Genomic DNA, 25,631 nt, shown 5'->3' with positions numbered 1-25,631 from the left:
TTAGTTAAACAAATTTAATTTAATATCTATTAAACCAAATCCGATTTTGGAGGTGGCAAATCCATTTGAATAAACTTCGGTTTATGTAAATTACAAAAAGTGAAAATTTCGTTTTTTTGAAGTGATTGAATTAAGGGCTCCCAAGAAAATAAAGGTTGCAAATAAATCGATTTATAAAACTTATATACTAAATCTTGTTTTTCCTTAGACTTTGAATCATGCTGAAAAACACCAACTAACAGGTTATCTAATTGTTTATTTAATTTTGTTTCTTCAAAATCCCACCAACACCAATATTTGATAGAATCTTTTGAAACAATTTTATCCACAATATCATACATTTGATTATTGAATTCAAACTCTTTAGAATGTTTCCAATGTAGCTTAGTTGTGGTTTCTACTTTGGAAAATTTTAAAAGAACTAATTCACTTTTATCAATACCCGCAATCATTTTCCATTTTATTTCTTTTTTAACAGCACGCTTTCTTTGCTCCAACCATGAATAGGTTACAACAGCGGGTGCTATTAACATAAACAGCAAAACAATACTAATGATTTGTTTTTTCATTGGGAATACTAAACTCCCAAAGATAGAAAAAAAACAAAAGATTTACATCCCGCTTCTAATTGCCTCAACAGGATCTAACTTAGAAGCTGAAATAGCAGGAATAATTCCAGAAATTAATCCGATAAAAGCTGCTAATCCTGAACCCAATAACATATTGGCTGTACTTAAAACAAATTCGAAATCTAACGCCGAAGACAAGATTAAAGCAATAATCCAAACCAAAAACATTCCTACGATTCCTCCAATTAATGACAAAATAATAGCTTCAAACAAGAATTGAAATAAAATGAATTTATTTTTTGCACCTAATGCTTTTTGAATTCCAATTAAATTCGTTCTCTCTTTTACCGATACAAACATAATATTGGCAATACCAAAACCTCCTACTAAAAGAGAAAACGCACTGATAATCCAACCAATCATGTTCATTTGACCAATGATATTATCAATAAAATCGGTAAATCCGGAAAGCACATTCATGAAAAAATTATCAATTTCACCCGTTTTTACACCTCTAAAACTTCTTAATTTCTGACTTAATTCGGCTTTAAATTCTTCAATATCAATCCCTTTTTCAGGCTTAATCAACATAGCTGGAGTTAACATATCGCTATTATCGCCATACATTTTTCTTAGAAAATTTACAGGAAAAAATACAGCAATATCAGAACTATCTCCAAACATGCCTTGGCCTTGTTTCTTTAAAACGCCAATAACGGTAAATTTTTGACCATACAAACGAATTTTTTTACCAATTGGATCGCTATTTTCAAACAAACCTGTTGCTACTTCACTTCCAATAACAATTACTGGACTTCCAGAATTAGATTCTGATTCGTTGAATAATCGCCCTTTCTCAATTTTCACAGGTTCGATATCAAAAAATTCATGAGTTGATGGTTTTACGCGAATAGAATTCACCGTTTTAGAATCGTATTTTATGTTTTCGTTTCGTGTAAAAAGATTAAACGACATTTTATCAATTCCGTTTACGTTTCTTCTCAAATGTTCGTATTCTTCATAGGTTACATCTGGAAACTGTTGTCTTTTCCAACGAGGGACTTCAGAAGGACCAAATGAAAAACGCATTAAATAAATCGTATTCATATCCATATCACTCAAATCTTCCTTGATTTTTTTATCCATAGAATCTACCGCAGCTAACACCGCAATAATGGAAAAAATACCAATAGTAACACCTAACAACGACAAAAGGGTACGCAATTTATTGTTGCGCAACGCGTTGATGGCAAAACTGAAACTTTCTGAAAGTAATCGTATATATAAAAGCATAATACTGAGCTATAACTATAAGTAGAGCATTGAGCGAAAATGTTACAATTGGAGGGAATTTATTTATATTTGGGGAATCATTAATATTTCAATTCACAGTAAACATCTCTATGAAATTAAGAAATTTATTACAAAAAAGCCTTTTTAAATTATTTAATAAAATACTTCTATTGATTTACTTATCAATTTCTTTAATTTCATGCAATTATGAAATCGATATTGAATACATAAAAGAAAGAGAATGGATTGATGATAGGGGAAGAATGATTGGGTTTCACAATAAAATTTATTTTATTTCTAATGATACAATCTACAATTTTAAGAAAGAACCAAGATATATTATCAAATCCGTTAACAAATATTTTAATTTCTTAAAACTAAAAGATATAGAAACAAATAAAGTTTATGAATTTACTTCGACAGAAGAATATTCAAAATAAAATCTCCAAACGCTAGCGCGAGCGTCACGCTCGTGCCCACAAAGAAATTAAAAACAACCCTATGAGCAGAAAATACAAATTTGCAGAAAAAAACGGAGCTTATTTCGTTTCATTTGCTACTGTATATTGGATAGATGTTTTTACAAGAGTCGATTATTTTGACACTATAATTGAATCCTTAGATTATTGTAGAAAAAACAAAGGAATGGAAATTTATGGGTATTGTATTATGCCAAGTCACATTCATTTAATTTTTCGTTCTTCTTTAGGTGACCCATCAGGTTTAATGAGAGACTTCAAAGGTTTTACATCCAGAAAAATGCTGAAAACAATTGCAGAAAATCCTCAAGAAAGCAGAAAAGAATGGTTACTTTGTATGTTTGAAAAAGCTGGAAAGAAAAATAGTAATGTTGAAAAAAGTCAATTTTGGCAACAAAATAATCAACCTATTGAAATTTGGTCTTTAAAAGTATTTGAACAAAAATTGAATTATATTCACAACAATCCAGTAGAAACTGGATTTGTTACCGACCCAATTGATTGGAAATACAGTAGCGCTAGAAATTACGGAAATAATGATCAAACCGTTTTAGAAATTGACTTGAATTAGATTGTGGGCACGAGCGTGACGCTCGCGCTAGCAAAAGAATTATTTGAAAATTGATGTAACGCTAGCGACATTGAGTTTAAACTTAAACCTCAATAAAAATATAAAACAATAAAGTTTGACTATTTTAAGAAGTATAACTACTTTTGCACCACGAACCCGAGGCGAACCGAACTGTATGGAGCGAAGCGGAATAAAACAACAACATTTATCTGAGACTTATTCAGATACAACAACACAACACCATGAACACAACAAAAAAAATTGCTTCGGCATTGATTTCTGTATTTGACAAAAACGGTTTAGAACCTATTGTTAAAGCCCTTCACCAAAACAATGTAACCATTTATTCTACCGGCGGAACTGAAACTTTTATTAAAGATTTAGGTATTCCTGTTGTTGCTGTAGAAGATATTACGGCTTTCCCTGAAATTTTAGGAGGAAGAGTAAAAACCTTACATCCAAAAATCTTCGGTGGTATTTTAAACCGTCAAGACCATGCAGGTGATGTGGAACAAATGAAAGAATTCAATATTCCGCAAATCGATTTAGTGATTGTGGATTTGTATCCGTTTGAAAAAACAGTTGCTTCTGGTGCTAGCGAACAAGATATTATTGAAAAAATCGACATCGGTGGCATTTCTTTAATTAGAGCTGCTGCAAAAAATTTCAAAGACACGGTAATTGTTCCTTCAGTTGAGCAATATGCTCCATTTTTGAATTTCTACACCGAAAATAACGGCGCTACTACTTTAGAAAACAGAAAATTATTAGCTTCAAGAGCTTTTAATGTTTCTTCACATTATGATTCGGCTATTTTTAATTACTTCAATCAAGTTTTTGAAGAACCTGTTTTAAAAATTAGCGAGCAAAACGGAAATGTATTGCGTTATGGCGAAAATCCACATCAAAAAGGATTTTTCTATGGCGATTTCGATAAAATGTTCAGCAAAGTTCACGGAAAAGAATTGTCTTACAACAATTTATTAGACGTTGATGCTGCTGTGAATTTAATGAACGAATTCAAAAACGACAATCCAACTTTCGCGATATTAAAACACAATAACGCTTGTGGTTTAGCTACAAGAAATACGATGAAAGATGCGTATTTAGATGCTTTAGCAGGTGACCCAACTTCAGCTTTCGGTGGAGTTTTAATCGCAAATGGAAAAATTGATGTGGCTACAGCTAACGAAATCAACCAATTGTTTTGCGAAGTGGTAATTGCTCCAGCGTATGACCAAGAAGCGATTGACATTTTAGAAGAAAAGAAAAACAGAATTATCTTAATCCAAAACGAAGTGGAATTACCACAAACAACCGTTCGTACTTGTTTAAACGGAGTTTTAGTACAAGATAAAGACAATGTTACCGATTCAAAAGACCATTTAAAAACAGTTACAACAGCAGTTCCTACAGCAGAAGAAATCGAAGATTTATTGTTTGCTTCTAAAATTTGCAAACACACAAAATCGAACACGATTGTATTTGCAAAAAACAAACAATTGTGTGCTTCAGGAACCGGACAAACTTCAAGAGTAGACGCTTTACGTCATGCAATTGAAAAAGCAACTTCATTTGAATTTGATTTAACTGGAGCAGTTATGGCAAGTGATGCGTTCTTCCCTTTCCCAGACTGTGTAGAAATCGCAAACAAAGCCGGAATTACAGCAGTGATTCAACCAGGTGGCTCAATAAAAGACGAATTAAGTATTAATTACTGCAACGATAATAATATGGCTATGGTATTTACAGGAATACGCCATTTCAAACACTAGTTTTTTCAATAAAACAAAATAATTCAAACGCATTAAAATAATATTATTTTTAATGCGTTTTTATTTTAAATTATATCAGATAATTTTCATAATTTTGCTAGTTGAATACTATTATACAAAAAACGCTAAACCCTTCTCTTACTTATGGGATTTTTTGATTTCATGACCGAGGATATCGCAATCGACCTTGGTACCGCAAATACGCTAATCATTCACAACGATAAAGTTGTGATTGACAGTCCATCTATTGTTGCCAGAGACCGAATTACGGGCAAAATTATTGCCGTTGGTAAGGAAGCCAATATGATGCAAGGTAAAACGCATGAAAACATTAAAACCATTCGCCCATTGAAAGACGGAGTTATTGCTGATTTCGATGCTTCAGAGCAGATGATAAAAATGTTTATCAAAAGTATTCCTGCATTAAAGAAAAAATTATTTACACCAGCACTTCGTATGGTTATTTGTATTCCTTCTGGAATTACAGAAGTGGAAATGCGTGCGGTAAAAGAATCTGCTGAGCGTGTAAATGGTAAAGAAGTTTATTTGATTCATGAACCTATGGCGGCTGCAATTGGTATCGGTTTAGATATTATGCAACCAAAAGGAAACATGATTGTGGATATAGGTGGAGGAACAACAGAAATTGCAGTTATCGCATTAGGCGGAATTGTTTGCGATAAATCGGTTAAAATTGCTGGAGACGTTTTCACAAATGATATCATTTACTACATGAGAACGCAACACAATTTATTTGTTGGAGAAACTACCGCAGAAAAAGTAAAAATTCAAATTGGTGCCGCTACTGAAGATTTAGATAGTCCACCAGAAGATATGGCAGTAGATGGTAGAGATTTATTAACAGGAAAACCAAAACGTGTTGATGTATCATACCGAGAAATTGCAAAAGCATTAGACAAATCTATTCAACGTATTGAAGATGCGGTTATGGAAACCTTATCACAAACACCACCCGAATTATCTGCCGATATTTATAACACCGGTATTTACCTAGCAGGTGGAGGTTCGATGTTAAGAGGTTTAGACAAACGAATTTCAATGAAAACAGATTTACCTGTTTACATCGCAGAAGATCCTTTAAGAGCCGTTGTAAGAGGAACGGGAATGACCTTAAAGAATATCAACAAATACAAAGGAATCCTGATTAAATAAAAAATAATCCATGCAGCAAATAATTAATTTTATCATAAAAAACAGCTATCGATTGCTGTTTTTGCTGCTTTTGGGCATCTCATTTTCTTTGATTATAAAATCGCATTCCTACCACAGAAGTGAGTATGTAAATTCGGCTAACGCTGTTACAGGTGCTTACTATGAAAAAGTGAATGAAGTCAACGAATATTTAAGTCTAAAAGAAAAAAACAAAGACTTAGCATCTGAAAATGCTTTATTAAAAGAATTGCTTTTCAACAAAAAAGATACCATTTTAACTTCTAAAACGTTATTTAGAAACGACCTTAACAATTACAATGTTGTGGTAGCAAAAGTGGTGAAAAATTCATTTAACTCACGCGAGAACTACATTACTATCAATTCTGGAAAGAATTCCGGAATTGAAGTCGACATGGGAGTAGTAAACGACAAAGGAATTGTAGGTTTGATAGAGAAAACATCTACAAATTACGCTACTATTCAAAGTGTTTTGAACACCAAATCGAAGATTAATGCGAAGATTAAAAACTCGAATCACTTTGGTTCTCTTATTTGGGATGGACGCAATGTTGGCTTTGCTCAACTTATTGATGTACCTAGATTGGCTTCCTTAAAACATGGAGATTCTATCGTAACAGGTGGAAATTCAGACATTTTCCCAGAGAATATTCCAATTGGAAAAATTGATAAGATTTTTATTGATAAGAAAACAAATTATTATACTATCAATATTCGATTGTTCAACGACATGACATCGCTTGGCTATGTGTATGTAATTGAAAACAAAAGAAAAAAAGAAAAAAAACAATTAGAATTAGAAACCACAGCACCTAAAAAATAGTGAATAATAACATTTTAAATAGCATACGTTTTGTTGTTTTTTTACTTCTACAGATTTTAATATTCAATAATATTAATCTGTTTGGGTATTTAAACGCATATCCTTATGTGTTGTTTATTTTACTATATCCTGTTAATAGCAATAAAAGTGTTTTGTTATTGAGCAGTTTTACTATGGGAATACTTTTAGATATGTTTTGTAATTCAGGAGGAATTCACACAATGGCATCTTTGGTTTTAGCCTACATAAGACCATCACTTTTTAAATTTGCTTTTGGATTGAGTTATGAATATCAAACGGTAAAAATTGCTGATAAAATTTCGCCTGAGCGAATTACATTGTTGCTATTAGCTATTTTTATTCATCATTTCATCTTATTCTTTTTTGAATATTTCAGATTTGATTTGATATTTACTGTTTTATTACGAACACTATTTAGCACCCTATTTACGTTTATTACATGTTTGTTAACCATCTATTTAATCAAGCCAAGCAATAGACGATGAGAAAAGCTGTTTTACCTGCCGTAATCATTATTACTTCCATTCTTCTGATTGTACGAATTTTTTATCTTCAAGTAATTGATGAAAATCTAAAACTACAATCGGAAAATAATGCTATTAAAAAAGTATTTGATTTTCCAGAAAGAGGTTATATTTATGATCGTAATGGTAAACTATTAGTTGCCAATCAGCCTTCATATGATATCATGGTGGTTCCGAGAGAAATCAAAAATATTGATACCACCGAATTTTGCAATTTACTTCACATTACCAAAGATTATTTTATCAAAAAAATTGAAAAGGCAAATATTTATAGCCCAAGACTTCCTTCGGTTTTCTTGTCGCAATTAAACAAGGCAGAATATGCTGCTTTTCAGGAAAAAGAAAGAAAGTTTGAAGGGTTTTATACGCAAAAACGTGCATTAAGAGATTATCAAGTTAAAGAAGGTGCTAATATTTTCGGTTTTATTACTCAGGTTAATGAGGCTATTCTTAACAAAAACAAATACTACAATAGTGGTGATTTGATAGGAAAACAAGGTGTTGAACAAGAATATGAAGAAATTTTACGAGGAATTAAAGGGGTTAAATACTTACTTCGTGACAAACACAACAAAATTATTGGTCCTTACAAAAAAGGGCAATTTGACACCATTGCTCAACAAGGAAAGGATTTAACCTTAACAATTGATCATGAACTTCAAAAATACGGCACCGATTTAATGATTAATAAAAGAGGTGGAATTGTAGCTATCGAACCTAAAACTGGTGAGATTTTGGCTTTAGTTTCAGCTCCAACGTTCGATCCTGCTTTATTAGTTGGAAGACAACGTTCAAAAAACTATACCGCTTTATACAACGATTCGATTTCAAAACCATTGTACGATAGAGGTCTTCAAGCAACGTATCCTCCTGGTTCACCATTTAAAATCGTTACGGGATTAATTGGACTGCAAGAAGAGGTAATTGATGAACAAACTACTTTTTATTGTAATCATGGAGCTAATTTTGGACGTTTTATGAAATGTCACTGTGGTCTCCACAGCTTACAATTAAACAATGGAACTTATAAATCATGTAACAGTTATTTTGGAAACACCTACAAAAGAACCATTGAAAAATATAAAGATTCGTATTACAGCGTTGATAATTGGGCCAACCATGTGAAAAGTTTTGGATTAGGTCAATTTTTAGGAACCGATATGCCAATTGGTGCGAAAGGTTTGGTTCCAACGTCAAAAATGTATAAAAAAATGTACAATGGGGCTCCGATAAGAAGCTCATACATTATTTCTAATTCAATCGGACAAGGTGAAGTTTTAACTTCACCAATTCAATTAGCCAATATGATGGCAGTTGTTGCCAATCAAGGATATTATTATACACCACATATCGTTAAAAAGATAAAAGGACAACCTTTAGATAAAAAATTTACAACAAAGCATTATTCTACTATTGATAAGCAATATTTCCCTCCTATAATTCAAGGCTTGGCAGATGTTTACAATAACCCGATAGGAACTGCAGCAGGCTTAAGAGTACAAGGTCTTAATATTTGTGGGAAAACGGGAACTGCTGAAAACAAAATTAGAGTAGCTGGAAAAACCTATCAATTAAAAGATCACTCTATTTTTGTAGCCTTTGCACCGCAAGAAAACCCTAAGATAGCAATTGCGGTATTTATTGAAAATGGTTATTGGGGAAGTCGATGGGCTGGACCAATTGCTACTTTAATGGTTGAAAAATATGTAAATGGCAAAATCACTCGTAAAGATTTAGAAGATAGAATGCTAAATGGAAGTTTACTTTCAGAATATGAAAAAATTGAAAACATTATTTTTCAAAGAAAAGTAGATCCAACAAGAGTTAAAGATTCTTTGAACAAAGTCAATGTAGAAATTAGTGAAGCCAAAAAAGAAGAAGAGGAAAACTAGATGAAAAATCAAAGCGTAGGAAATAGAATCGATTATATCTCCATATTACTTTATATAGTATTAGTAATCATGGGCTGGATGACTATTTATTCCGCTTCTTTACCTTTAGAAGAAACTTCAATTTTTGATATTTCTCAAATTTATGGTAGACAAATGCTCTTCATTGGTTTGACCATTCCTCTTATTTTTATCATCTTATTCACCGATGCTAAAATTTTCGAACGTCTTTCCTTTGTGTTCTATGGTTTAGGAATTATATTATTACTTGGTTTATTTGTATTTGGAGTCACCAAAAAAGGACAAACCAACTGGTACCAATTTGGAGGCTTTGGTTTTCAACCTTCCGAATTCGTTAAAACGGCAACCGCTTTATTATTAGCAAAATACCTAAGTTATTCCCAAATTAATTTAAAGTATACCAAACATCAAATAATAGGTTTAGCAATTGTCTTTATACCTGTTTTGCTAATTCTAATGCAGCCCGATGCAGGTAGTGCCATGATTTTCATTTCGCTAATCTTTGTTTTAAACCGTGAAGGATTACCAAGTTGGTACTTTTTTTCGGGCATAATTGCTATTGCATTGTTCTTTCTATCATTAGTAATTCAACCTACTTATTTAATCGGGATTGTATTTATAATAATGGTAATTCATTACATATTTAATCGAAAAATTTCTAGAAATCCTATTGTTTACGGATTGCTATACTTAGTTATGGCTGGATTTGCGTTCTCGGTAAGTTATGTTTATGAAAGTGTTTTAGAACCACACCAAAAAGATCGTATCAATGTATTAATTGGTGATGATGTTGACATGAAACGTGAAGGTTATAACTTAAATCAATCGATGATTGCCATTGGTTCTGGTGGTTTAATGGGAAAAGGTTATCTAGAAGGCACACAAACTAAAGGAGGATTTGTACCCGAACAACATACTGACTACATTTTTACCACCGTAGGTGAAGAATGGGGGTTCATTGGAAGTATAACTGTAATCTTATTATTTGTTGCCTTATTTTTAAGAATTATCTACTTAGCCGAAAATCAAAAAACAAAATTCAGTAGGGTTTATGGTTATTGTGTTGCCACTTATTTATTTACGCACTTTTTTGTAAATATTGCTATGCTAATTAAATTATTTCCAACAATTGGAGTACCTCTACCCTTTTTCTCCTACGGAGGTTCCAGTTTATGGGCGTTTACGATATTACTTTTTATCTTTATTAAGCTAGATGCCAACAAAGTTAATGAGTGGTAATTTTAAAAACTCCACCCTTTATAATCTGACTTAGATTCTAATTGATTTTCGATTGTATCTTCTAAATTAGGATAAAAGTCAATCCCAGTCATTTTTTCAATTACGTCTACAGAAACTACAAACTCATATAAGGCTTGAACAGAATTTTCATGTGGTACTAAAAAACCAATCATTTTAGATCCATCTTTAGACAACAATATTTTATAAAAATAATTAGGAACTGAAACATCTTCTTTACCAATAGTTTTTAAATTATCACTCAAAACACCACCTGTTACAACAAAAAGCCCGTCATTTTTTACTGCCCAATATCTTACTTTCTCCTCTAAACGATTCCAAACACCCGAATTAAACTCATGTTCTTGCGGACTAATATTAGAAGTAAAAAAAGTTTCTGAATACTCATCAAATGATCCTTTTCTATCGCCTGCCGGACACAAATGACCTTTATCGTAACCTGATTTTTTATAATTTCTCCAATCAGCAGATTGTGTTTCCACCAATGGATCTTGTTCAAAAAAAGGTCTCTCAAAATAGGCATTAGTAATATCATCATTATCTAAATAATATGCTACCCATTCACTTTGTTCGTGTTCTTCAGAATAAGAAAAAGTATATGTTTGGTGTTTGTAAACCTGATTTGTAGTTGATGTGGGTAAAAAATCGAAATTTTCTGGTAATTCATTCTTAGAAATTTCATTTAAGGGCTTTTCTTTATAATCATTTTCTCTACAAGAAAAAAAATAAGAGATCAAAACGAAAAAAATAATTTTTCTAAACATATTGAGTACTTAAAAATTGAATCAAATATTTAACACAAATGCCCCAGAAGGGGCATTTGTGTTAATTCATACTTAATTTTTGATTAAAACTTTTTCCCTTAAAAAGTAATTTCATTTCAGAAATAATGTTTAACGTTTCATCAACATACACATCTTTTTGCAAATCTTCATGCCAACGCTCACGTTTTTGTTTTAACAAGGTATCTTTTTCAAATAATGCAACTTCATTTGGTAATGATTGAAATTGTAGCTTATTATTAAAATCAGATATTGCTTTAAATTTTTTAATTTTAGTATCGGCAATATCCATTTGTTTTTTAAACTCGTTTAAATTTAAACTAAATACATTTTCATCTTTACGTTCAAAAATCCATTTTGCATTTTCGTCTATTAACTTGAAATTTGGATTTGATTCAATTCTACGCTTTGAATTTGCAATGATATTTTCATAACTAACATTCATTGGATTGTATTTTGCAGCTTCAATTTTATCCCATGGCATAGCGCTTTCTTCATCGCGTTCTCCCATATCTAAGTATGAAAATCTATCTGGAAAAACAATATCGCTTTTTACTCCTTCCAATTGTGTAGAACCACCGTTAATTCTGTAAAATTTTTGAATTGTAGTTTTTAAAGCACCTAAATCGCCATACGAACTTCCTCTTACAAACTGATTCAAATCGATTACATTTTGAACGGTTCCTTTACCATAAGAATGCTTGCTACCTACAACAATTCCCCGCTTATAATCTTGAATTGCAGCTGCGAAAATTTCTGAAGCCGAAGCCGAGAAGTTATTGATCATTACCACAAGTGGTCCGTCATATTGTACTTTTTTATCTGGATCTGGTAAAATTTCAGGATTTCTTCCTGGTGCTTTTACTTGAACTACTGGTCCTTCTGGAATAAATAATCCAACCATTTTAACTACAGTTTCTAACGAACCTCCACCGTTATCGCGTAAATCCATTACAATTCCGTCTACATTTTGTTCTTTTAAACGCTCAATTTCGATAGCTACATCTTTAAATGCGTCTCTATTTTGTTTATTTTCAAAACTAATATAGAATTTTGGTAAATATATAATTCCGAATTTTTTTCCATCTTTTTCAACTACTGATGATTTTGCAAACGTTTCTTCGGTTTCAACTTCATCTCTAATAATAGAAATTACTTTTAAAGAACCATCTACTTTTTTAACCGTTAATCTAACTTCGGTTCCTTTAGGTCCTTTAATTTTCTTTACTACATCATCTAAACGCATTCCTGCAACATCAATTGGCTCTTCTTTTCCTTGTCCAACTTTTAAAATTAAATCACCTGCTTCTAACTCTTTACCTCTCCAAGCTGGTCCACCCGAAATTAGTTCAGAAATTTCAACTCCAGATTCTTTTTTTTGTAAACGAGCGCCAATTCCTTCAAAAGTTCCACTCATACTAATATCGAATTTTTCTTTGTCATCAGGAGAAAAATAGAAAGTATGCGGATCAAATCGTTCTACAATTGCGTTTAAAAATATTGAAAACCAATCATTTCTATCCAATTCTTTTTCAATAAAATCAAAATATTCATTTAATGATTTTAAAGAATTTTCACGAACTTCTTCTTCAATTTTATCAAAAGACTTTACTTCGTAAGCAGCATCTTTTTCTTTTTTGTCCTCTTCCAGTTTTTGTTTATCAGTAATAGAAGAAAGTGCTTGTAACTTTAATTGTTTTCTCCATCTATCATTTAGCTCTTTTTTGTTTTTTACGTAAGGAAGCTTCTCATAATCAACATTAATACTTTCATTCGCGTTAAAATCAAAAGGTTTATCTAATATATCCTTGTAAATAGCACGAGATTCTTTCATTCTTTGTAACAAACGCGAATTGGTAAGATTAAAGAAAGTCAAGTCTTTATTCTTAATCATATCATCAATTTGAGTTTCATATTTTTTAAACTCATCAATATCACTCTGCAAAAAGAAACGTTTAGTAGGATCAATCCCATCTAAATATTTCGCATAAACTTTCTTAGAAAAATCATCATTAATATCCACAGGACTATAATGACCTTTGCCTAATACAAAAGTTAATAATTCTAAAAGCAACTTATCTTTTTCGGGATCTTCTTCTTTTTCTTTTGGAATAAAACTCCATAAAACTGCAGATAAAGCAGTTACTATCAAAATAACCTTATAATTTCTTTTCATAAATTCCACAATTCTTTTCATTAAAAAATTTTCAACTAAATTACACAAAAAATCATGCCATAAGCTCGCAATTTACTATAAATTTTTGTTAAACCAATAAAAATAACAAATCAGAAAAAGGGTTTCGGTTTAAATTATTTAATTTAGCAAAAAATGTACAAAGAATGTCAAAACCACTTATACTTGTAACAAACGACGACAGCATTGTTGCGCCCGGAATTAGAGCTTTGATTGAAGTAATGAAAGAAATTGGCGAAGTTGTTGTTGTTGCTCCAGATAGTCCACAAAGCGCCATGGGACACGCAATTACCATTAACAATACTCTTAAACTCGAAAAAGTACATTTAGACAAAGAGCTTTCTCAAGAATACAGTTGTAGCGGAACTCCCGTAGATTGTGTAAAAATTGCCGTAAACGAAATCCTAAAAAGAAAACCCGATTTATGTGTTTCTGGAATTAATCATGGTTCCAATTCTTCCATCAATGTGATTTATTCAGGTACGATGAGCGCAGCTGTGGAAGCTGGAATTGAAGGCATTCCTGCTATCGGATTTTCGTTGTTAGATTATAGTTGGGATGCCGATTTTGAACAAATAAAAGCTCATGTTAGGCAAATTGCATCAGAAGTTTTGAAAAATGGTTTACCTGAAGGCGTAATTTTAAACGTTAATTTTCCGAAATTAAGCAAAGAAGAAATCAAAGGAGTAAAAATTTGTCGTCAAGCGAAAGCCATGTGGCAAGAGGAATTTGACAAAAGAACCAATCCGCAAGGAAAAGAATATTATTGGTTAACTGGCAAATTTGTTAATTTAGATAAAGGAACTGATACAGACGAATGGGCTTTAGAAAACGGTTACATTTCGATTGTACCAGTACAATTTGATTTAACAGCACATCATGCCATGCAACAATTGAATTCTTGGGAATTATAAAGAAAAAATAAATGAAATCACCACTAATAAAAATTTTGCGCAAGCAAATACCCATGATAAAAAAGGTGATAACATATGTTACCAATAAAAATATGATTTAAACATATGAAATATTACATCATAGCAGGAGAAGCTTCGGGCGATTTACATGGTTCAAATTTGATGAAAGCTTTGTATGAAAAAGATCCGTCAGCCGAAATTCGTTTTTGGGGTGGCGATTTGATGCAAAATGTTGGCGGAACTTTAGTAAAACACTATCGCGAATTGGCTTTTATGGGATTTATTGAAGTTATCATGAACCTAAAAACGATTTTGAACAACATCAAAATTTGCAAAAAAGACATTGAAGCCTTTCAACCTGATGCGATTATTTTTATCGATTATCCAGGATTTAATATGCGCATTGCAACTTGGGCAAAAGAACGAAATATTCCAACACATTATTACATTTCGCCTCAAATTTGGGCTTGGAAAGAAAATCGTATCAAAGCTATCAAGCGCGATGTGGATTTTATGTACGTGATTCTTCCATTTGAGAAAGATTTTTACGAGAAAAAACACAATTTTCCAGTTCATTTTGTTGGACATCCTTTAATTGATGCTATAGCAAGTAGAACTGAAGTTTCGGATGAAATTTTCAGACAAGAAAATCAGTTATCTGAAAAACCAATTATTGCTTTGTTACCGGGAAGTCGTAAGCAAGAAATTTCCAAAATGCTTTCGATTATGCTTTCGGTAACCAACGATTTTCCAGATTATCAGTTTGTAATTGCTGGCGCTCCAAGTCAGGAATATGAATTTTACAAAACGTTTTTGACCAATGAAAACGTGAAATTCATTTCTAATAAAACGTATGATTTATTGAGTCATTCGCACGCAGCTTTGGTAACTTCTGGAACTGCAACTTTAGAAACGGCTTTATTTAATGTACCTGAAGTGGTTTGTTATAAAGGAAGTTACATTTCGTACCAAATTGCCAAACGAATCATTACTTTAAAATACATTTCATTGGTTAATTTAATTATGGATAAAGAAGTAGTGAAAGAATTGATTCAGGAAGAATTGAATACGAAAAACTTAAAAATAGAATTGAATAAAATTCTAAATTCAGAAAGTCGTGCAGTGTTATTGAACAATTACTCCGAATTGAAACAAAAATTAGGAGGTGAAGGCGCAAGTAAAAAAACGGCTGAATTAATTGTGAATAGTTTTAGAAAATAAAACAAATAAGCATTGAAAGTATTCAAGTTTCCATTACTCACCATTACCATTAGTTTTGCAATAGGCATTATTGCAGCATACTATTTGCAATGGAGTTTTGCAACTCTTATTGTTTCATTGTTTTTGTGTTTAAGTATTTTTTGTTTTCTATTTTGGAAAAGTAAAAAAGCTTTGCTTCAAAATACTCTTTTTGGAATCACCACTTACCTACTCGCTTTTACTTTAGGAATGATGAGTTTTTATATTCATTCCGATTTAAATTCGAAGCAACATTACTCTAAAAAGTCATTTGAAGAAACGAATTCAATTCGTGCTATAGTTACAACTACATTAAAGCCAAATGAAAAATACAACAAATATTTTATAACACTCTCACATTTTAATGATTCAATAGCTTCTGGGAAAATATTAATTTATGTTCCAAAAGCAAACAATAAAACTTTACATTCAGGTGATGAAATTTGGTTAAGTAATGCCGTTTATCCTATTCCAAAAGCTTTTAATCCGTACCAATTTGATTATTCAAAATATTTAGAAAAGCAAAACGTATTTCATCAAATTTATGCGCGTGAAAATCAAATTAAAATCATTCAAACACATAAAACGATTGATTTTCACATTGAAAATTTAAGAAACAATTTGAGTAAAAGTTTTGAAATTCATCATTTTGAACCCAAAACCAAAGCCATTATTGATGCTTTAATTTTAGGTCAACGATTGGAATTAGACAAAGAAACCATTGCCGATTATTCCAATGCTGGTGTGATTCACATTTTAGCGATTTCGGGTTTGCATATTTCCATCATTTACTTCTTTATTGTGTTCTTATTGAAACCTTTAAAAAGAGTTCGTTTTGGCGCGGAAATTCAATTGTTAATTGTCTTGGGAGTTTTATGGTTGTTTGCTTTACTTACGGGTTTGCCAGCTTCGGTAACCAGAGCTGTGACATTGTTTAGTTTCATAAGTATTGGAAATTACTTTAATCAACCGAAGGCGATTTATAACGCTTTAGCAATTTCTGCTTTTCTTATTTTATTAGTAAAACCTAATTCCATTTTCGATATTGGCTTTCAATTGAGTTATGCAGCTGTTTTATCCATTGTTTTGTTTCAACCTTTTTATAAAAAGTTTTATTTTACCGAAAACAAAATCGGAATATACTTAACTGACATTGTTTTGGTTTCATTAGCGGCACAAATTGGTGTTTTGCCATTGAGTTTGTATTACTTTAATCAATTGCCATTGCTGTTCTTGTTAGCGAATTTGGTCATTATTCCGCTTTCTACAGCGGTTTTAGTTGGGGGACTAATTATTCTATTTTTCAATTTTGTTCTTCCTGATGTTGCTATTCTTCTTGGAAAATTATTATCATTAATAATCGATTTAATGAACGATTACATCCATTGGATTGCCCAAATCAAAAGCGGAATTATTACTAATATTTCGTTTTCAGGTTGGCTGACTTTTTCGATGTATTTAGTGATAATTGCTTTTGTGTATTGGCTTTATCATATAAAAAATAAAAACATAAAATATGTTTTAGTAACCATTTTAATTTTTCAATTGAGTTACATCAGTATAAAATGGAGCGAAAATAACAGTAGTGAATTGGTAATTTTCAATGAAAAATCAACTTTAATTGGAATTAAAAACCACAATAATGTAATTGCTTTTAGCGATATTCCGGAAAACCACAATACCACTTTACAACACTACACCCGAGGAACCTTTTCAGATTCGTTGCGCATTTTCCCATTGCAAAACACTATTCCGTTTAAAAGCAAAAGAATTTTAGTTATAGATAGTTTAGGAATTTATAAAACTTCAATTCATCCTGAAATTATTGTATTAACTCAAAACCCAAAAATTAATCTAACTCGATTGATAAATGAAGTAAACCCTAAATTAATTGTAGCGGATAAAAGCAACTACAAAAACACTATTAAACTTTGGGAAGCTACTTGTAGAAAAGAAAAAATCCCTTTCCATGCTATTGCCGAAAAGGGATTCTATAGATTGAAATAATTCTTATTTTTTCTGAATAATCTGATTGGCTCCGCTAAGCCAAGCTTGTGGACCTCCCGCTACATATCCCGTACTTCCTAAAGCGTTCAAATTTATCTTAGCTTCAGCGGTTTTTGTAGCACTTACAAACCAAACCGTTGGATAACCTCTAACTTGAAGCTGTTGTTGCAATTGTGCATTTTGCAATTTAACTTCTTCGGTTTGGTTATTTTTTCTTGGAAAATCCAATTCAACTAAAACAACATTTTCTTTTGCCCATTTGATAAATTCTGGCGTTTTGAAAACTTCTTTTTGCAAACGAATACACCATCCACACCAATCTGATCCTGTAAAGAACAAGAACATTGGTTTATTTTCTTTGATGGAAATATCGGTTGCTTTTGACATATCGGTATGCCAAGTTAATTCTTCTTGCGCTTGCATTGACATACTAGTCAAAGTTAAAAACGCTATTACTAAAATCTTCTTCATATTTTAAATTTTATAAAACAAAATTAAGCAAATTGGATGCCAAAAAAAGTTAACTACTTAACTTCTTGCATTAATTTTTTAACTAAAGGTGAAATAATTATAAGTAAAACTCCTAAAATAAGGGCATAAATAGCCAACTGTTTATAACCATCTGCGTACAAAACAAGTTTATCTAAGTTAGAAGCATTTTCAGAAGCTTCAGCAATATTTGCACCTAAAATCCCAGCAAAATATTGACCATATGCACTAGCTAAAAACCACATTCCCATCATAACTGCTTGAGTTTTTTTTGGTGATAATTTTGTCATGGCACTCATTCCAATAGGAGATAAACACAATTCACCAAATGTAATCACTAACCAACCTAAAGTAAATATCCCTAAAGATGTTTTTCCGTTTAAATCAGCGAAAAATTGTGTGTAATAGAATACCCAGAATCCTCCAGCTAAAAACAAAAAGGCTAAACCAAATTTAATAATGGTATTTGGCTCGATTTTTTTCTTTGCCATCCATAACCAAACCAAACCAACCAATGCCGCAAAACCAATAACAAATAATGAGTTAGCTGAATTATTAACCCCATTTGGACTTAATTCTACTCCTGCAATGGTATTATTCAAATTATTGGCAGCAAACAAACTTAATGAACCTCCACTTTGTTCAAAAAATGCCCAAAAGAAAATAGAGAAAATAATGAACACTAAAGCAGCCAAAAGTTTCTTGTTCTCTGAAACTGAAAAATTCTTCATTTCATAGAACAAATACAAGATAGAAGCTGGTCCGATAAACATCATAAAATAATCTGTATATTTTGTATTCGCAACCATGATGATAATGATTGGAATTACTAATAATGAACCTAAATAAGTTGCAATTTCCAATCCTTTACGTTTTGAAGTTGCTACTTCTTGTAAAGGAGAAAGTCCAATAGTACTTAATGTTTTTTGTGTTTGTGTAAACGTTAACAAACTAATAATCATTACAACAGCAGCAAATCCAAAACCAACATTCCATCTTAAATTTTCTGGGACAATAGATTGCCACATAGAACCTTCGGCAACAGCAATACAAACATAACCTCCTAACAAGGCTCCTAAATTAACTCCCATATAGAAAAATGAGAATCCGGCATCTCTTCTTGGATCACCTTCTTTGTATAGTTGACCTACCATTGATGAAATATTTGGCTTGAAAAAACCTGTTCCAACAATAGTAAAACTGATTCCAATGAAAAATAGGTTCTTTGGATCGATTGCCAAAATAATACTTCCCAAAATCATTAGAATTCCACCCCAAAAAAGTGACTTTCTTAATCCCAATATTTTATCCGCAAATAAACCTCCAATAAATGTAAAAGCATACACCCAAGCCTGAGTTGCTCCATATTGCAAATTAGCAGTTTTTTCATCCATAGCCAAATGACTTACCATGAAAACCACCAACATTCCACGCATTCCGTAGAAACAGAAACGCTCCCACATTTCGCTGAAGAATAAATACCAAAGTTGTTTTGGATATTTTCCTTTAAAATCTTGAATTTGTTCTATTGTTTGCATCTTAATGAATCCCTTTTTCTTGCATTACCTTGTTTAGTTGTTTCAATAAAATGAACATCAACATTGTAGCAAACATTAATAATCCGAAGTTAATCCAGAAGAAGTCTTGCTTGTCGTCATACGTATCCCAAAGACTCGCTAAAACCCCACTTAATTTATTTCCGATAGAAGTGGATAAGAACCAACCGCCCATCATTAATGAAGTAATGTTCGTTGGGCTCAATTTAGAAACTACCGATAATCCCATCGGACTTAAGAATAACTCTCCGATGGTGATAACTCCGTAATTAGCAACCAACCACCAAACACTTACTTTTTCAGAACCATTTGCTCCCATTTTTACAGCAGCAATCATTACTAAAACAGATAAAGCCGATATTAATAACCCGAAGGCGATTTTTGTTGGAGTTGAAGGTTCTTTCTTTCTGCTTCTTAAGAATGTAAAGAATGCTACTATCAAAGGTGTTAAAATAATCACCCAACCCGGATTTATGGATTGACTTAAATTGGTTGCCCAAAGCGATACTTTAGAACCTTCTTCAGGTAATTTATCTTTCGCAACGTTTCTAAAGTAAACTGGATAATCTACTGTTTTTTGAACTTCTCCATTTACTTTTTGAATACGGAAGCTCGCATCGTATAATTCAACTGTATCCTTTTTGTATTCTACTTCTTTGGCTAGTTTCAATCCGTTGAAAACCGTTTGAGTGTTTCCTGTGATTTCTCTATCTGTATAACGATCTGCCCAAGTGTTAAGTGCTGAACCATTCAATTTGAAAACACCCCAGAATAAAATTACCACTGCGAAAATGGTTAACAAAGCACCGATTGGCCTTTTGTCTTCCGCTTTAGCTTTGAAGTACAAACTTCCATAGAAGAAAATTACCGGAATACAAGCAAAAATAAAGGCATCGGTACTATCCGAACCAAAAATATAACCATTCGGATTTGCTTCAGAAGTCACTCCTTTTAACAACCAACCAATAATTCCAAAAACTGCTGATGGAACTAAAATAAACATCACAATTTTCCAGAAAGGCATGTCACCAGGCTGTACACCTTTTTTCTCGGTTTGATTTCCGTAGTGTTTTGTTCCCAATAAGAAAACAATTACACCAACGAACATTCCTACTCCAGCCGCCATGAAAGCATATTGCCAACCTAATAAAATTTGCAAAGCAGCTCCAAAGAAGTTACAAATGAACGCTCCAACATTAATCCCCATGTAGAAGATGTTGTACCCTTCGTCTTTTTTATCTTTGAATTTATCTTCGGTATAGAAATTACCTAAAAGTGTTGAGATATTTGGTTTGAAGAAACCGTTACCTACAATTACCAGTGTCATGGCAATGTAAAGCATCGTAATATCATGAATTCCCATCATGAAATAACCTGCTCCCATCATTAAACCACCAATAACGATTGATTTTTTGTAGCCCCAATATCTATCGGCAACTAAACCACCAATGAAAGGAGTTAGAAAGACCAAAGCGATAAAAGTTCCATATAAATCGGATGCTTCTTTCTCGGTCATGGCGAATCCGGCTTCTACATCTTTTAGATAAAGGGTAAAAATACCAATCATTAAATAGTAACCGAAACGTTCCCACATTTCAGATAAAAACAAGTAAGGCAATGCTTTAGGATGACTTTTCCACATAATTTATTGTATTAAAAAAACAAACCTACAAGGGTTTCTTGTAGGTTTGAAAGATATAAAAAATATTTATAATGACAATTAGGTCATCCCATTCATCATTTTTTTCAATCTTGGAGATAAAACAGCTAAAATAACAGCTGCAATTCCACATAAAACGACAAATACCATAAAGAATTCGTACAAGTTATGAATTTCAAAACCTGCAAAAGAAGTATACTCAACTGGTAATTGTTCCTTTTCAAATAAGGCAACCTGCTCTGGAGTTAAAGTCACTTTTTTGTCTAGAACATCTTGAAGATTTACTCCTATTACTTCGGCTTTCTGAAACTTATCACCTGTTGCAGGAATAATTGCTCCTAACGAACCCGCTAAAGCATAACCTGCAGCATTTGAGATAAAGAATACACCATACAATAATGAAGCAAAACGTTTTGGAGCTAATTTACCAACCAATGACAATCCGATTGGAGATAAACAAAGTTCTCCCATAGTTTGAATTAAGTATAACAACATTAACCATTTAATAGCTAATAAACCTGAGTTACCTAAATCTTTTACATTGTGTGCGATGATAAAATAACTTATTGCAATTAAAGCTAATCCCATTGCTTGTTTTAATGGCGATACTGGTTCTTTCCCTTTAGCTCTTAATTTATCCCACAATAAACTGAATGGTAATGCTAACATTACAACGAAAATACCATTAAAAATTTGCACCATTGATGGCGGCATATTCCATCCAAAAATATCTCTATCGGTTTGATTATCTGCAATAAAAGTTAACGAAGAACCCGCTTGCTCAAATGCTGCCCAGAAGAAAATAATAAAGAACGAAACAATATAAATTACCCAAATTCTTTGTCTTTCCACTTTATTTTCGGCAGAACTCATAATTAAGTAAGCTAAAGCAATACCAGCAGAATAAATAAATGGATAAATAATTCCTTTGATTAATTGACCCATTCCTACAGAAGAGAAACTAAATTCGCCAACTAATAAATATCTAAATATAAAAAATAAGGCTACAAACAATCCGAATGCAATTCCAATAGCTTTACCAGTGAATTTTGCTGTTTGCGTTTCACCTTCTTCAAAATCATCATTTACATTGTTCTTTGGTAAACCTCCAATTGGTCTTCCCTCTGGAGTAACAACATATTTATTCTTTAATACAAAGAAAGTTATTGTTCCAATTATCATCGCAATAGAAGCCGCTAAGAATCCCCATTTAAAAGCGAAAATATCTCTAACTCCTGTTTCTGCATCTTTAACATCACCAACCCAAGGACAAATAAATTGGCCTAAGAAGGCTCCAATGTTAATCCCCATGTAGAAAATAGTAAAAGCTGAATCTAATTTGTTTTTTTCTTGTTTTGGATACAAACTTCCCACCATTGATGAAATGTTTGGTTTAAAAAATCCATTACCAAAAATGATAATAAATAAGGCAATCCACATGAATAATTTTGCACTTCCTAAACTCGAATCAAAAGTTGATGCACTAATAAACAATAAGAATTGACCAATTGCCATTAAGGTTCCACCCAACATAATACTATATCTATTTCCGATATATTTATCTGAAATAAATCCTCCTAAAAGCGGAGTTAAATAACATAATGCTAAAAATCCACCATAAATAATGGCAGCATCTGCTTCTTTAATTAATAATGAATTCACCATGAACAATGTTAAGATTGCTCGCATTCCGTAGAAATTGAAACGTTCCCACATTTCGGTTCCAAATAAAACCCATAGTCCTTTTGGGTGGCTTTGTTTAGCTGCTACTTCACTCATATAAATTAGTTTTAGTTATTGGTTTATTATAATTTTTCTTTAATAAAATTTGTCATTTTAGTATACAATTGTAAGCGTGTTTTTCCACCGTAAATTCCGTGGTTTTTATCTGGATAAATTGCCCAATCGAATTGTTTGTTTGCTTGAACCAACGCTTCGACCATTTTCATGGTGTTTTGAACATGCACATTATCGTCAGCTGTTCCGTGAATTAACAAGAAGTTCCCTTTTAATTTACTTACATGATTGATTGGTGAATTATTATCGTAACCACTTGCGTTTTCTTGTGGAGTTTGCATGTAACGCTCAGTATAAATACTATCATAATATCTCCAAGAAGTTACTGGAGCTACTGCAATTGCCATTTTAAACACATCAGCACCTTGGAACAAACAGTTTGACGACATGAATCCGCCATAACTCCATCCAAAAATTCCGATTCTTGAAGCATCAACGTAGTTGTATTTTCCAATTACTTTTGCAGCATCGATTTGGTCTTCTACTTCGTATTTTCCTAATTCTTTTTGTGTGCACTTTTTGAAAGCGGCTCCTTTGAAACCTGTTCCTCTTCCGTCTACACATGCTACAATATAACCTTGTTGCGCTAACATCATAAACCAAAAATCATTAATCCCATTCCATTGATTTGCTACTTGCTGTGATCCTGGTCCTGAATATTGAAACATGAAAACTGGATATTTCTTAGTCACATCAAAGTTTTTTGGTTTAATCATCCAAGCGTTTAATTGCTGACCTTTTTCGGTAGTTAATACAAAAAACTCTTTTGGAGTAACATCATATTTTGCTAATTTAGTTTCAACCGCTTCATTAGAAACAATTGTTTTAACAACCGCTCCTGCTTTCGAATCGTTTAAAGTATACATTGGTGCTGAAGTTGCACTTGAATAAGTGTTTATAAAAAACTGGAAGTTAGGGCTAAATGTAGCTGAGTTTGTTCCGGTTTTTGATGATAATCTTGTTTTTGATTTCCCATCTACTTTAATAGCATAAACATCTCTGTTAATAGAACCATTTTCTACAGATTGATAATAAATCATTCCCGATTTTTCATCAAAACCATAATAATTGGTTACTTCCCAATTTCCTTTTGTTACTTGTTTTTTTAATTTACCTGATTTATCGTAGTGGTAAATATGATTGAATCCGTCTTTTTCTGATGTCCAAATAAAGCTGTTGTCTTTTAAGAACGTTAAGTTATCGGTTACATCAACATAGGCAGCGTCTTTTTCGTTCAAAACAATTTTTGTAGTTCCTGCATTAGCATCTACAAAATGTAAGTCTAAATTGTTTTGGTGGCGATTCATCACTTGAACGCTTAAAGTAGTCGCGTCATTCGTCCATTTGATTCTTGGGATGTAAAAATCTTTATAATCTCCTAAGTTAATTTTTTTAGTCGTTCCCGATTTTAAATCGAAAATATGTAACGAAACAATTGCGTTTTTTTCTCCGGCTTTTGGGTATTTGAAAACTGTTTGTGTTGGATATAAACCTTGATTATACATATCCATTGAAAATTCTGGAACTTCGGTTTCATCAAACTTAATGTAGGCGATTTTTGTTCCTGTCGCATTCCAATCATAAGCTTTTACGAATGCAAATTCTTCTTCATATACCCAATCCGTAATACCGTTGATGATTTTGTTTTTTTGACCATCTTGCGTGATTTGAATTGAAGCGCCTGAAATTAAATCATAAATATATAAGTTGTTTTCAAAGGCATACGAAATTTTAGTTCCGTCTGCGCTAAAAGTTGGTTCTTGAATTGCATTAGTTGTAAAACTACTTACTGTTTTTAAAGGAATATCATAGATAAAATATTCAGCTGTGAAAGAATGACGGAAAATAGGATTTGATTTGGTAGCAATTAAAATCTTTTTCTCGTTTTTGTCAAAAGTATAACTATCTATTGACGATACTTCTGAGTGATTTTTAGTATCAAAAAGTGTAATTACTTTTTCTAAAGTTGCAAAATCATACAAATCGATTTGATAACTTTTAGAATTTCTGTCGTAATTTAACACCGTATATTGGTTGGTGTTTTTCATGGCACTCAAGGCATCCATTCCTTTTGTTCTGAAGGCACCGCCCCAAATTTCTTCTAAAGTAATTTTTTGCTGAGCTACAACTGATAATGAGCTCACTACAAAAAGCAACACTGCTAAACTGTATTTTTTCATGATAAATATGTTCTTAAAGACCCCAATTTTAGTGAAAATATATGAATTAACCATAATTTTAACTTCATTTAATAAAGTTTTTGATTTTTAAAAAATATTTAACTACATTTATGTTTGAAATGGTAACATAAATAAATGGCAGTAACACTACAAAATGGATTCTTTTTTTTTTTCAGCTTAATAGCTGTTGCCAATATATATGTCTTTATTTATTTAATACTTCTTCTAACGGTTTTTAGTTTATTTTTCTATTTTCAGCTAAAATCATCCAATATCGATTTTAGAACTTTAAGAAATACTATAAATCATCATTCTAACACGCAATACAGATATTACTTTTTGTATCTCGGATTAATATTTCCGGTTGCCGAATTGTTTTATTTGATAATTAATGAATCGA

20 protein-coding genes are annotated in these 25,631 nt (G+C 32.0%); 11 read left to right on the top strand and 9 right to left on the bottom strand.

Translation table 11 applies throughout. The features are described 5' to 3' along the window. Positions 1–29: 29 nt before the first annotated feature. Entirely contained in the window at positions 30–569 is a 540-nt protein-coding gene (locus GFJ94_RS05830) for a hypothetical protein (protein ID WP_153200631.1), read from the bottom strand. A 42-nt stretch (positions 570–611) separates the two neighbouring features. Beyond that, positions 612–1,862: an ABC transporter permease gene (locus GFJ94_RS05825; protein ID WP_153200630.1), complete on the bottom strand. Its 1,251-nt coding sequence runs from the start codon at positions 1,860–1,862 to the stop codon at positions 612–614. A gap of 170 nt (positions 1,863–2,032) precedes the next feature. Here GFJ94_RS05825 and GFJ94_RS05820 point away from each other — a divergent pair, with 170 nt between their 5' ends. The 8 genes from GFJ94_RS05820 to rodA all read left to right on the top strand — a co-directional run bounded on the left by GFJ94_RS05820 (position 2,033) and on the right by rodA (position 10,395). Beyond that, positions 2,033–2,302: a hypothetical protein gene (locus tag GFJ94_RS05820; RefSeq protein ID WP_153200629.1), complete on the top strand. Its 270-nt coding sequence runs from the start codon at positions 2,033–2,035 to the stop codon at positions 2,300–2,302. A 61-nt stretch (positions 2,303–2,363) separates the two neighbouring features. Further along, positions 2,364–2,912 carry a transposase gene (locus GFJ94_RS05815; RefSeq protein WP_153200628.1) on the top strand — a complete coding sequence of 183 codons (549 nt, stop codon included), beginning with the start codon at positions 2,364–2,366 and terminating at the stop codon, positions 2,910–2,912. Between the two features lie 242 nt (positions 2,913–3,154). Continuing rightward, a complete protein-coding gene (purH, locus tag GFJ94_RS05810; RefSeq protein WP_153200627.1) occupies positions 3,155–4,687 on the top strand; it encodes a bifunctional phosphoribosylaminoimidazolecarboxamide formyltransferase/IMP cyclohydrolase in 1,533 nt (510 codons plus the stop codon). Between the two features lie 144 nt (positions 4,688–4,831). Beyond that, entirely contained in the window at positions 4,832–5,860 is a 1,029-nt protein-coding gene (locus GFJ94_RS05805; protein WP_026725280.1) for a rod shape-determining protein, read from the top strand. A 10-nt stretch (positions 5,861–5,870) separates the two neighbouring features. Then, positions 5,871–6,701 (top strand): rod shape-determining protein MreC, encoded by an 831-nt coding sequence (mreC, locus tag GFJ94_RS05800; RefSeq protein WP_153200626.1) that lies wholly within the window; start codon positions 5,871–5,873, stop codon positions 6,699–6,701. Positions 6,702–6,874: 173 nt separating this feature from the next. Beyond that, the gene (locus GFJ94_RS05795; protein WP_370513799.1) at positions 6,875–7,207 is read left to right on the top strand and encodes a rod shape-determining protein MreD; all 333 of its coding nucleotides are present in this window, start codon (positions 6,875–6,877) and stop codon (positions 7,205–7,207) included. Next, positions 7,204–9,138 (top strand): penicillin-binding protein 2, encoded by a 1,935-nt coding sequence (gene mrdA, locus GFJ94_RS05790; protein WP_153200625.1) that lies wholly within the window; start codon positions 7,204–7,206, stop codon positions 9,136–9,138. The genes GFJ94_RS05795 and mrdA overlap by 4 nt, the downstream gene beginning before the upstream one ends. Continuing rightward, positions 9,139–10,395 (top strand): rod shape-determining protein RodA, encoded by a 1,257-nt coding sequence (gene rodA / locus GFJ94_RS05785; protein WP_153200624.1) that lies wholly within the window; start codon positions 9,139–9,141, stop codon positions 10,393–10,395. It abuts the gene before it with no gap. Positions 10,396–10,397: 2 nt separating this feature from the next. Here rodA and GFJ94_RS05780 read toward each other — a convergent pair whose 3' ends face one another. Beyond that, entirely contained in the window at positions 10,398–11,177 is a 780-nt protein-coding gene (locus GFJ94_RS05780) for a DNA/RNA non-specific endonuclease (RefSeq protein WP_153200623.1), read from the bottom strand. Positions 11,178–11,238: 61 nt separating this feature from the next. Beyond that, entirely contained in the window at positions 11,239–13,392 is a 2,154-nt protein-coding gene (locus GFJ94_RS05775; protein WP_153200622.1) for a carboxy terminal-processing peptidase, read from the bottom strand. Positions 13,393–13,535: 143 nt separating this feature from the next. Here GFJ94_RS05775 and surE point away from each other — a divergent pair, with 143 nt between their 5' ends. The 3 genes from surE (at position 13,536) to GFJ94_RS05760 (ending at position 17,549) form a co-directional block, all read left to right on the top strand. Further along, positions 13,536–14,303, top strand: coding sequence for a 5'/3'-nucleotidase SurE (gene surE, locus GFJ94_RS05770; RefSeq protein WP_153200621.1), 768 nt, complete (start codon positions 13,536–13,538; stop codon positions 14,301–14,303). Between the two features lie 105 nt (positions 14,304–14,408). Then, positions 14,409–15,524, top strand: coding sequence for a lipid-A-disaccharide synthase (gene lpxB / locus GFJ94_RS05765; RefSeq protein WP_153200620.1), 1,116 nt, complete (start codon positions 14,409–14,411; stop codon positions 15,522–15,524). Between the two features lie 12 nt (positions 15,525–15,536). After that, positions 15,537–17,549, top strand: a complete 2,013-nt coding sequence (locus GFJ94_RS05760) for a ComEC/Rec2 family competence protein (protein WP_153200619.1) — start codon at positions 15,537–15,539, stop codon at positions 17,547–17,549. A 3-nt stretch (positions 17,550–17,552) separates the two neighbouring features. On the opposite strand, the gene GFJ94_RS05755 is transcribed toward GFJ94_RS05760, so the two are convergent. From GFJ94_RS05755 to GFJ94_RS05735, 5 genes are all read right to left on the bottom strand, one after another. Next, complete coding sequence (locus GFJ94_RS05755) at positions 17,553–18,020, bottom strand: thioredoxin family protein (protein WP_153200618.1); 468 nt, start codon at positions 18,018–18,020, stop codon at positions 17,553–17,555. A 53-nt stretch (positions 18,021–18,073) separates the two neighbouring features. Next, positions 18,074–19,576, bottom strand: coding sequence for a peptide MFS transporter (locus tag GFJ94_RS05750; protein WP_153200617.1), 1,503 nt, complete (start codon positions 19,574–19,576; stop codon positions 18,074–18,076). Position 19,577: 1 nt separating this feature from the next. Then, positions 19,578–21,236: a peptide MFS transporter gene (locus GFJ94_RS05745; RefSeq protein WP_153200616.1), complete on the bottom strand. Its 1,659-nt coding sequence runs from the start codon at positions 21,234–21,236 to the stop codon at positions 19,578–19,580. Positions 21,237–21,314: 78 nt separating this feature from the next. Then, complete coding sequence (locus GFJ94_RS05740; protein ID WP_153200615.1) at positions 21,315–23,033, bottom strand: peptide MFS transporter; 1,719 nt, start codon at positions 23,031–23,033, stop codon at positions 21,315–21,317. A 26-nt stretch (positions 23,034–23,059) separates the two neighbouring features. Then, positions 23,060–25,231: a S9 family peptidase gene (locus tag GFJ94_RS05735; RefSeq protein ID WP_153200614.1), complete on the bottom strand. Its 2,172-nt coding sequence runs from the start codon at positions 25,229–25,231 to the stop codon at positions 23,060–23,062. Positions 25,232–25,631 lie beyond the last annotated feature (400 nt).

The organism is Flavobacterium sp. LMO8, assembly GCF_009495755.1.
In the GTDB taxonomy this organism is placed as follows: Bacteria; Bacteroidota; Bacteroidia; order Flavobacteriales; family Flavobacteriaceae; genus Flavobacterium.
The sequence above is the reverse complement of the archived record's forward strand: the minus strand, read 5'-3'. Positions and strand labels throughout refer to the sequence as shown.

What these genes read in the sequence shown, in the direction of transcription:
- lpxB (WP_153200620.1), top strand. Translation starts at nt 14,409, where the DNA reads ATGAAATATTACATCATAGCAGGAGAAGCTTCGGGCGATTTACATGGT.
- GFJ94_RS05830 (WP_153200631.1), bottom strand. Translation starts at nt 569, where the DNA reads ATGAAAAAACAAATCATTAGTATTGTTTTGCTGTTTATGTTAATAGCA.
- mreC (WP_153200626.1), top strand. Translation starts at nt 5,871, where the DNA reads ATGCAGCAAATAATTAATTTTATCATAAAAAACAGCTATCGATTGCTG.
- GFJ94_RS05755 (WP_153200618.1), bottom strand. Translation starts at nt 18,020, where the DNA reads ATGAAGAAGATTTTAGTAATAGCGTTTTTAACTTTGACTAGTATGTCA.
- GFJ94_RS05805 (WP_026725280.1), top strand. Translation starts at nt 4,832, where the DNA reads ATGGGATTTTTTGATTTCATGACCGAGGATATCGCAATCGACCTTGGT.
- mrdA (WP_153200625.1), top strand. Translation starts at nt 7,204, where the DNA reads ATGAGAAAAGCTGTTTTACCTGCCGTAATCATTATTACTTCCATTCTT.
- GFJ94_RS05815 (WP_153200628.1), top strand. Translation starts at nt 2,364, where the DNA reads ATGAGCAGAAAATACAAATTTGCAGAAAAAAACGGAGCTTATTTCGTT.
- GFJ94_RS05745 (WP_153200616.1), bottom strand. Translation starts at nt 21,236, where the DNA reads ATGTGGAAAAGTCATCCTAAAGCATTGCCTTACTTGTTTTTATCTGAA.
- surE (WP_153200621.1), top strand. Translation starts at nt 13,536, where the DNA reads ATGTCAAAACCACTTATACTTGTAACAAACGACGACAGCATTGTTGCG.
- GFJ94_RS05780 (WP_153200623.1), bottom strand. Translation starts at nt 11,177, where the DNA reads ATGTTTAGAAAAATTATTTTTTTCGTTTTGATCTCTTATTTTTTTTCT.
- GFJ94_RS05740 (WP_153200615.1), bottom strand. Translation starts at nt 23,033, where the DNA reads ATGAGTGAAGTAGCAGCTAAACAAAGCCACCCAAAAGGACTATGGGTT.
- purH (WP_153200627.1), top strand. Translation starts at nt 3,155, where the DNA reads ATGAACACAACAAAAAAAATTGCTTCGGCATTGATTTCTGTATTTGAC.
- GFJ94_RS05825 (WP_153200630.1), bottom strand. Translation starts at nt 1,862, where the DNA reads ATGCTTTTATATATACGATTACTTTCAGAAAGTTTCAGTTTTGCCATC.
- GFJ94_RS05735 (WP_153200614.1), bottom strand. Translation starts at nt 25,231, where the DNA reads ATGAAAAAATACAGTTTAGCAGTGTTGCTTTTTGTAGTGAGCTCATTA.
- GFJ94_RS05775 (WP_153200622.1), bottom strand. Translation starts at nt 13,392, where the DNA reads ATGAAAAGAATTGTGGAATTTATGAAAAGAAATTATAAGGTTATTTTG.
- rodA (WP_153200624.1), top strand. Translation starts at nt 9,139, where the DNA reads ATGAAAAATCAAAGCGTAGGAAATAGAATCGATTATATCTCCATATTA.
- GFJ94_RS05795 (WP_370513799.1), top strand. Translation starts at nt 6,875, where the DNA reads ATGGGAATACTTTTAGATATGTTTTGTAATTCAGGAGGAATTCACACA.
- GFJ94_RS05750 (WP_153200617.1), bottom strand. Translation starts at nt 19,576, where the DNA reads ATGCAAACAATAGAACAAATTCAAGATTTTAAAGGAAAATATCCAAAA.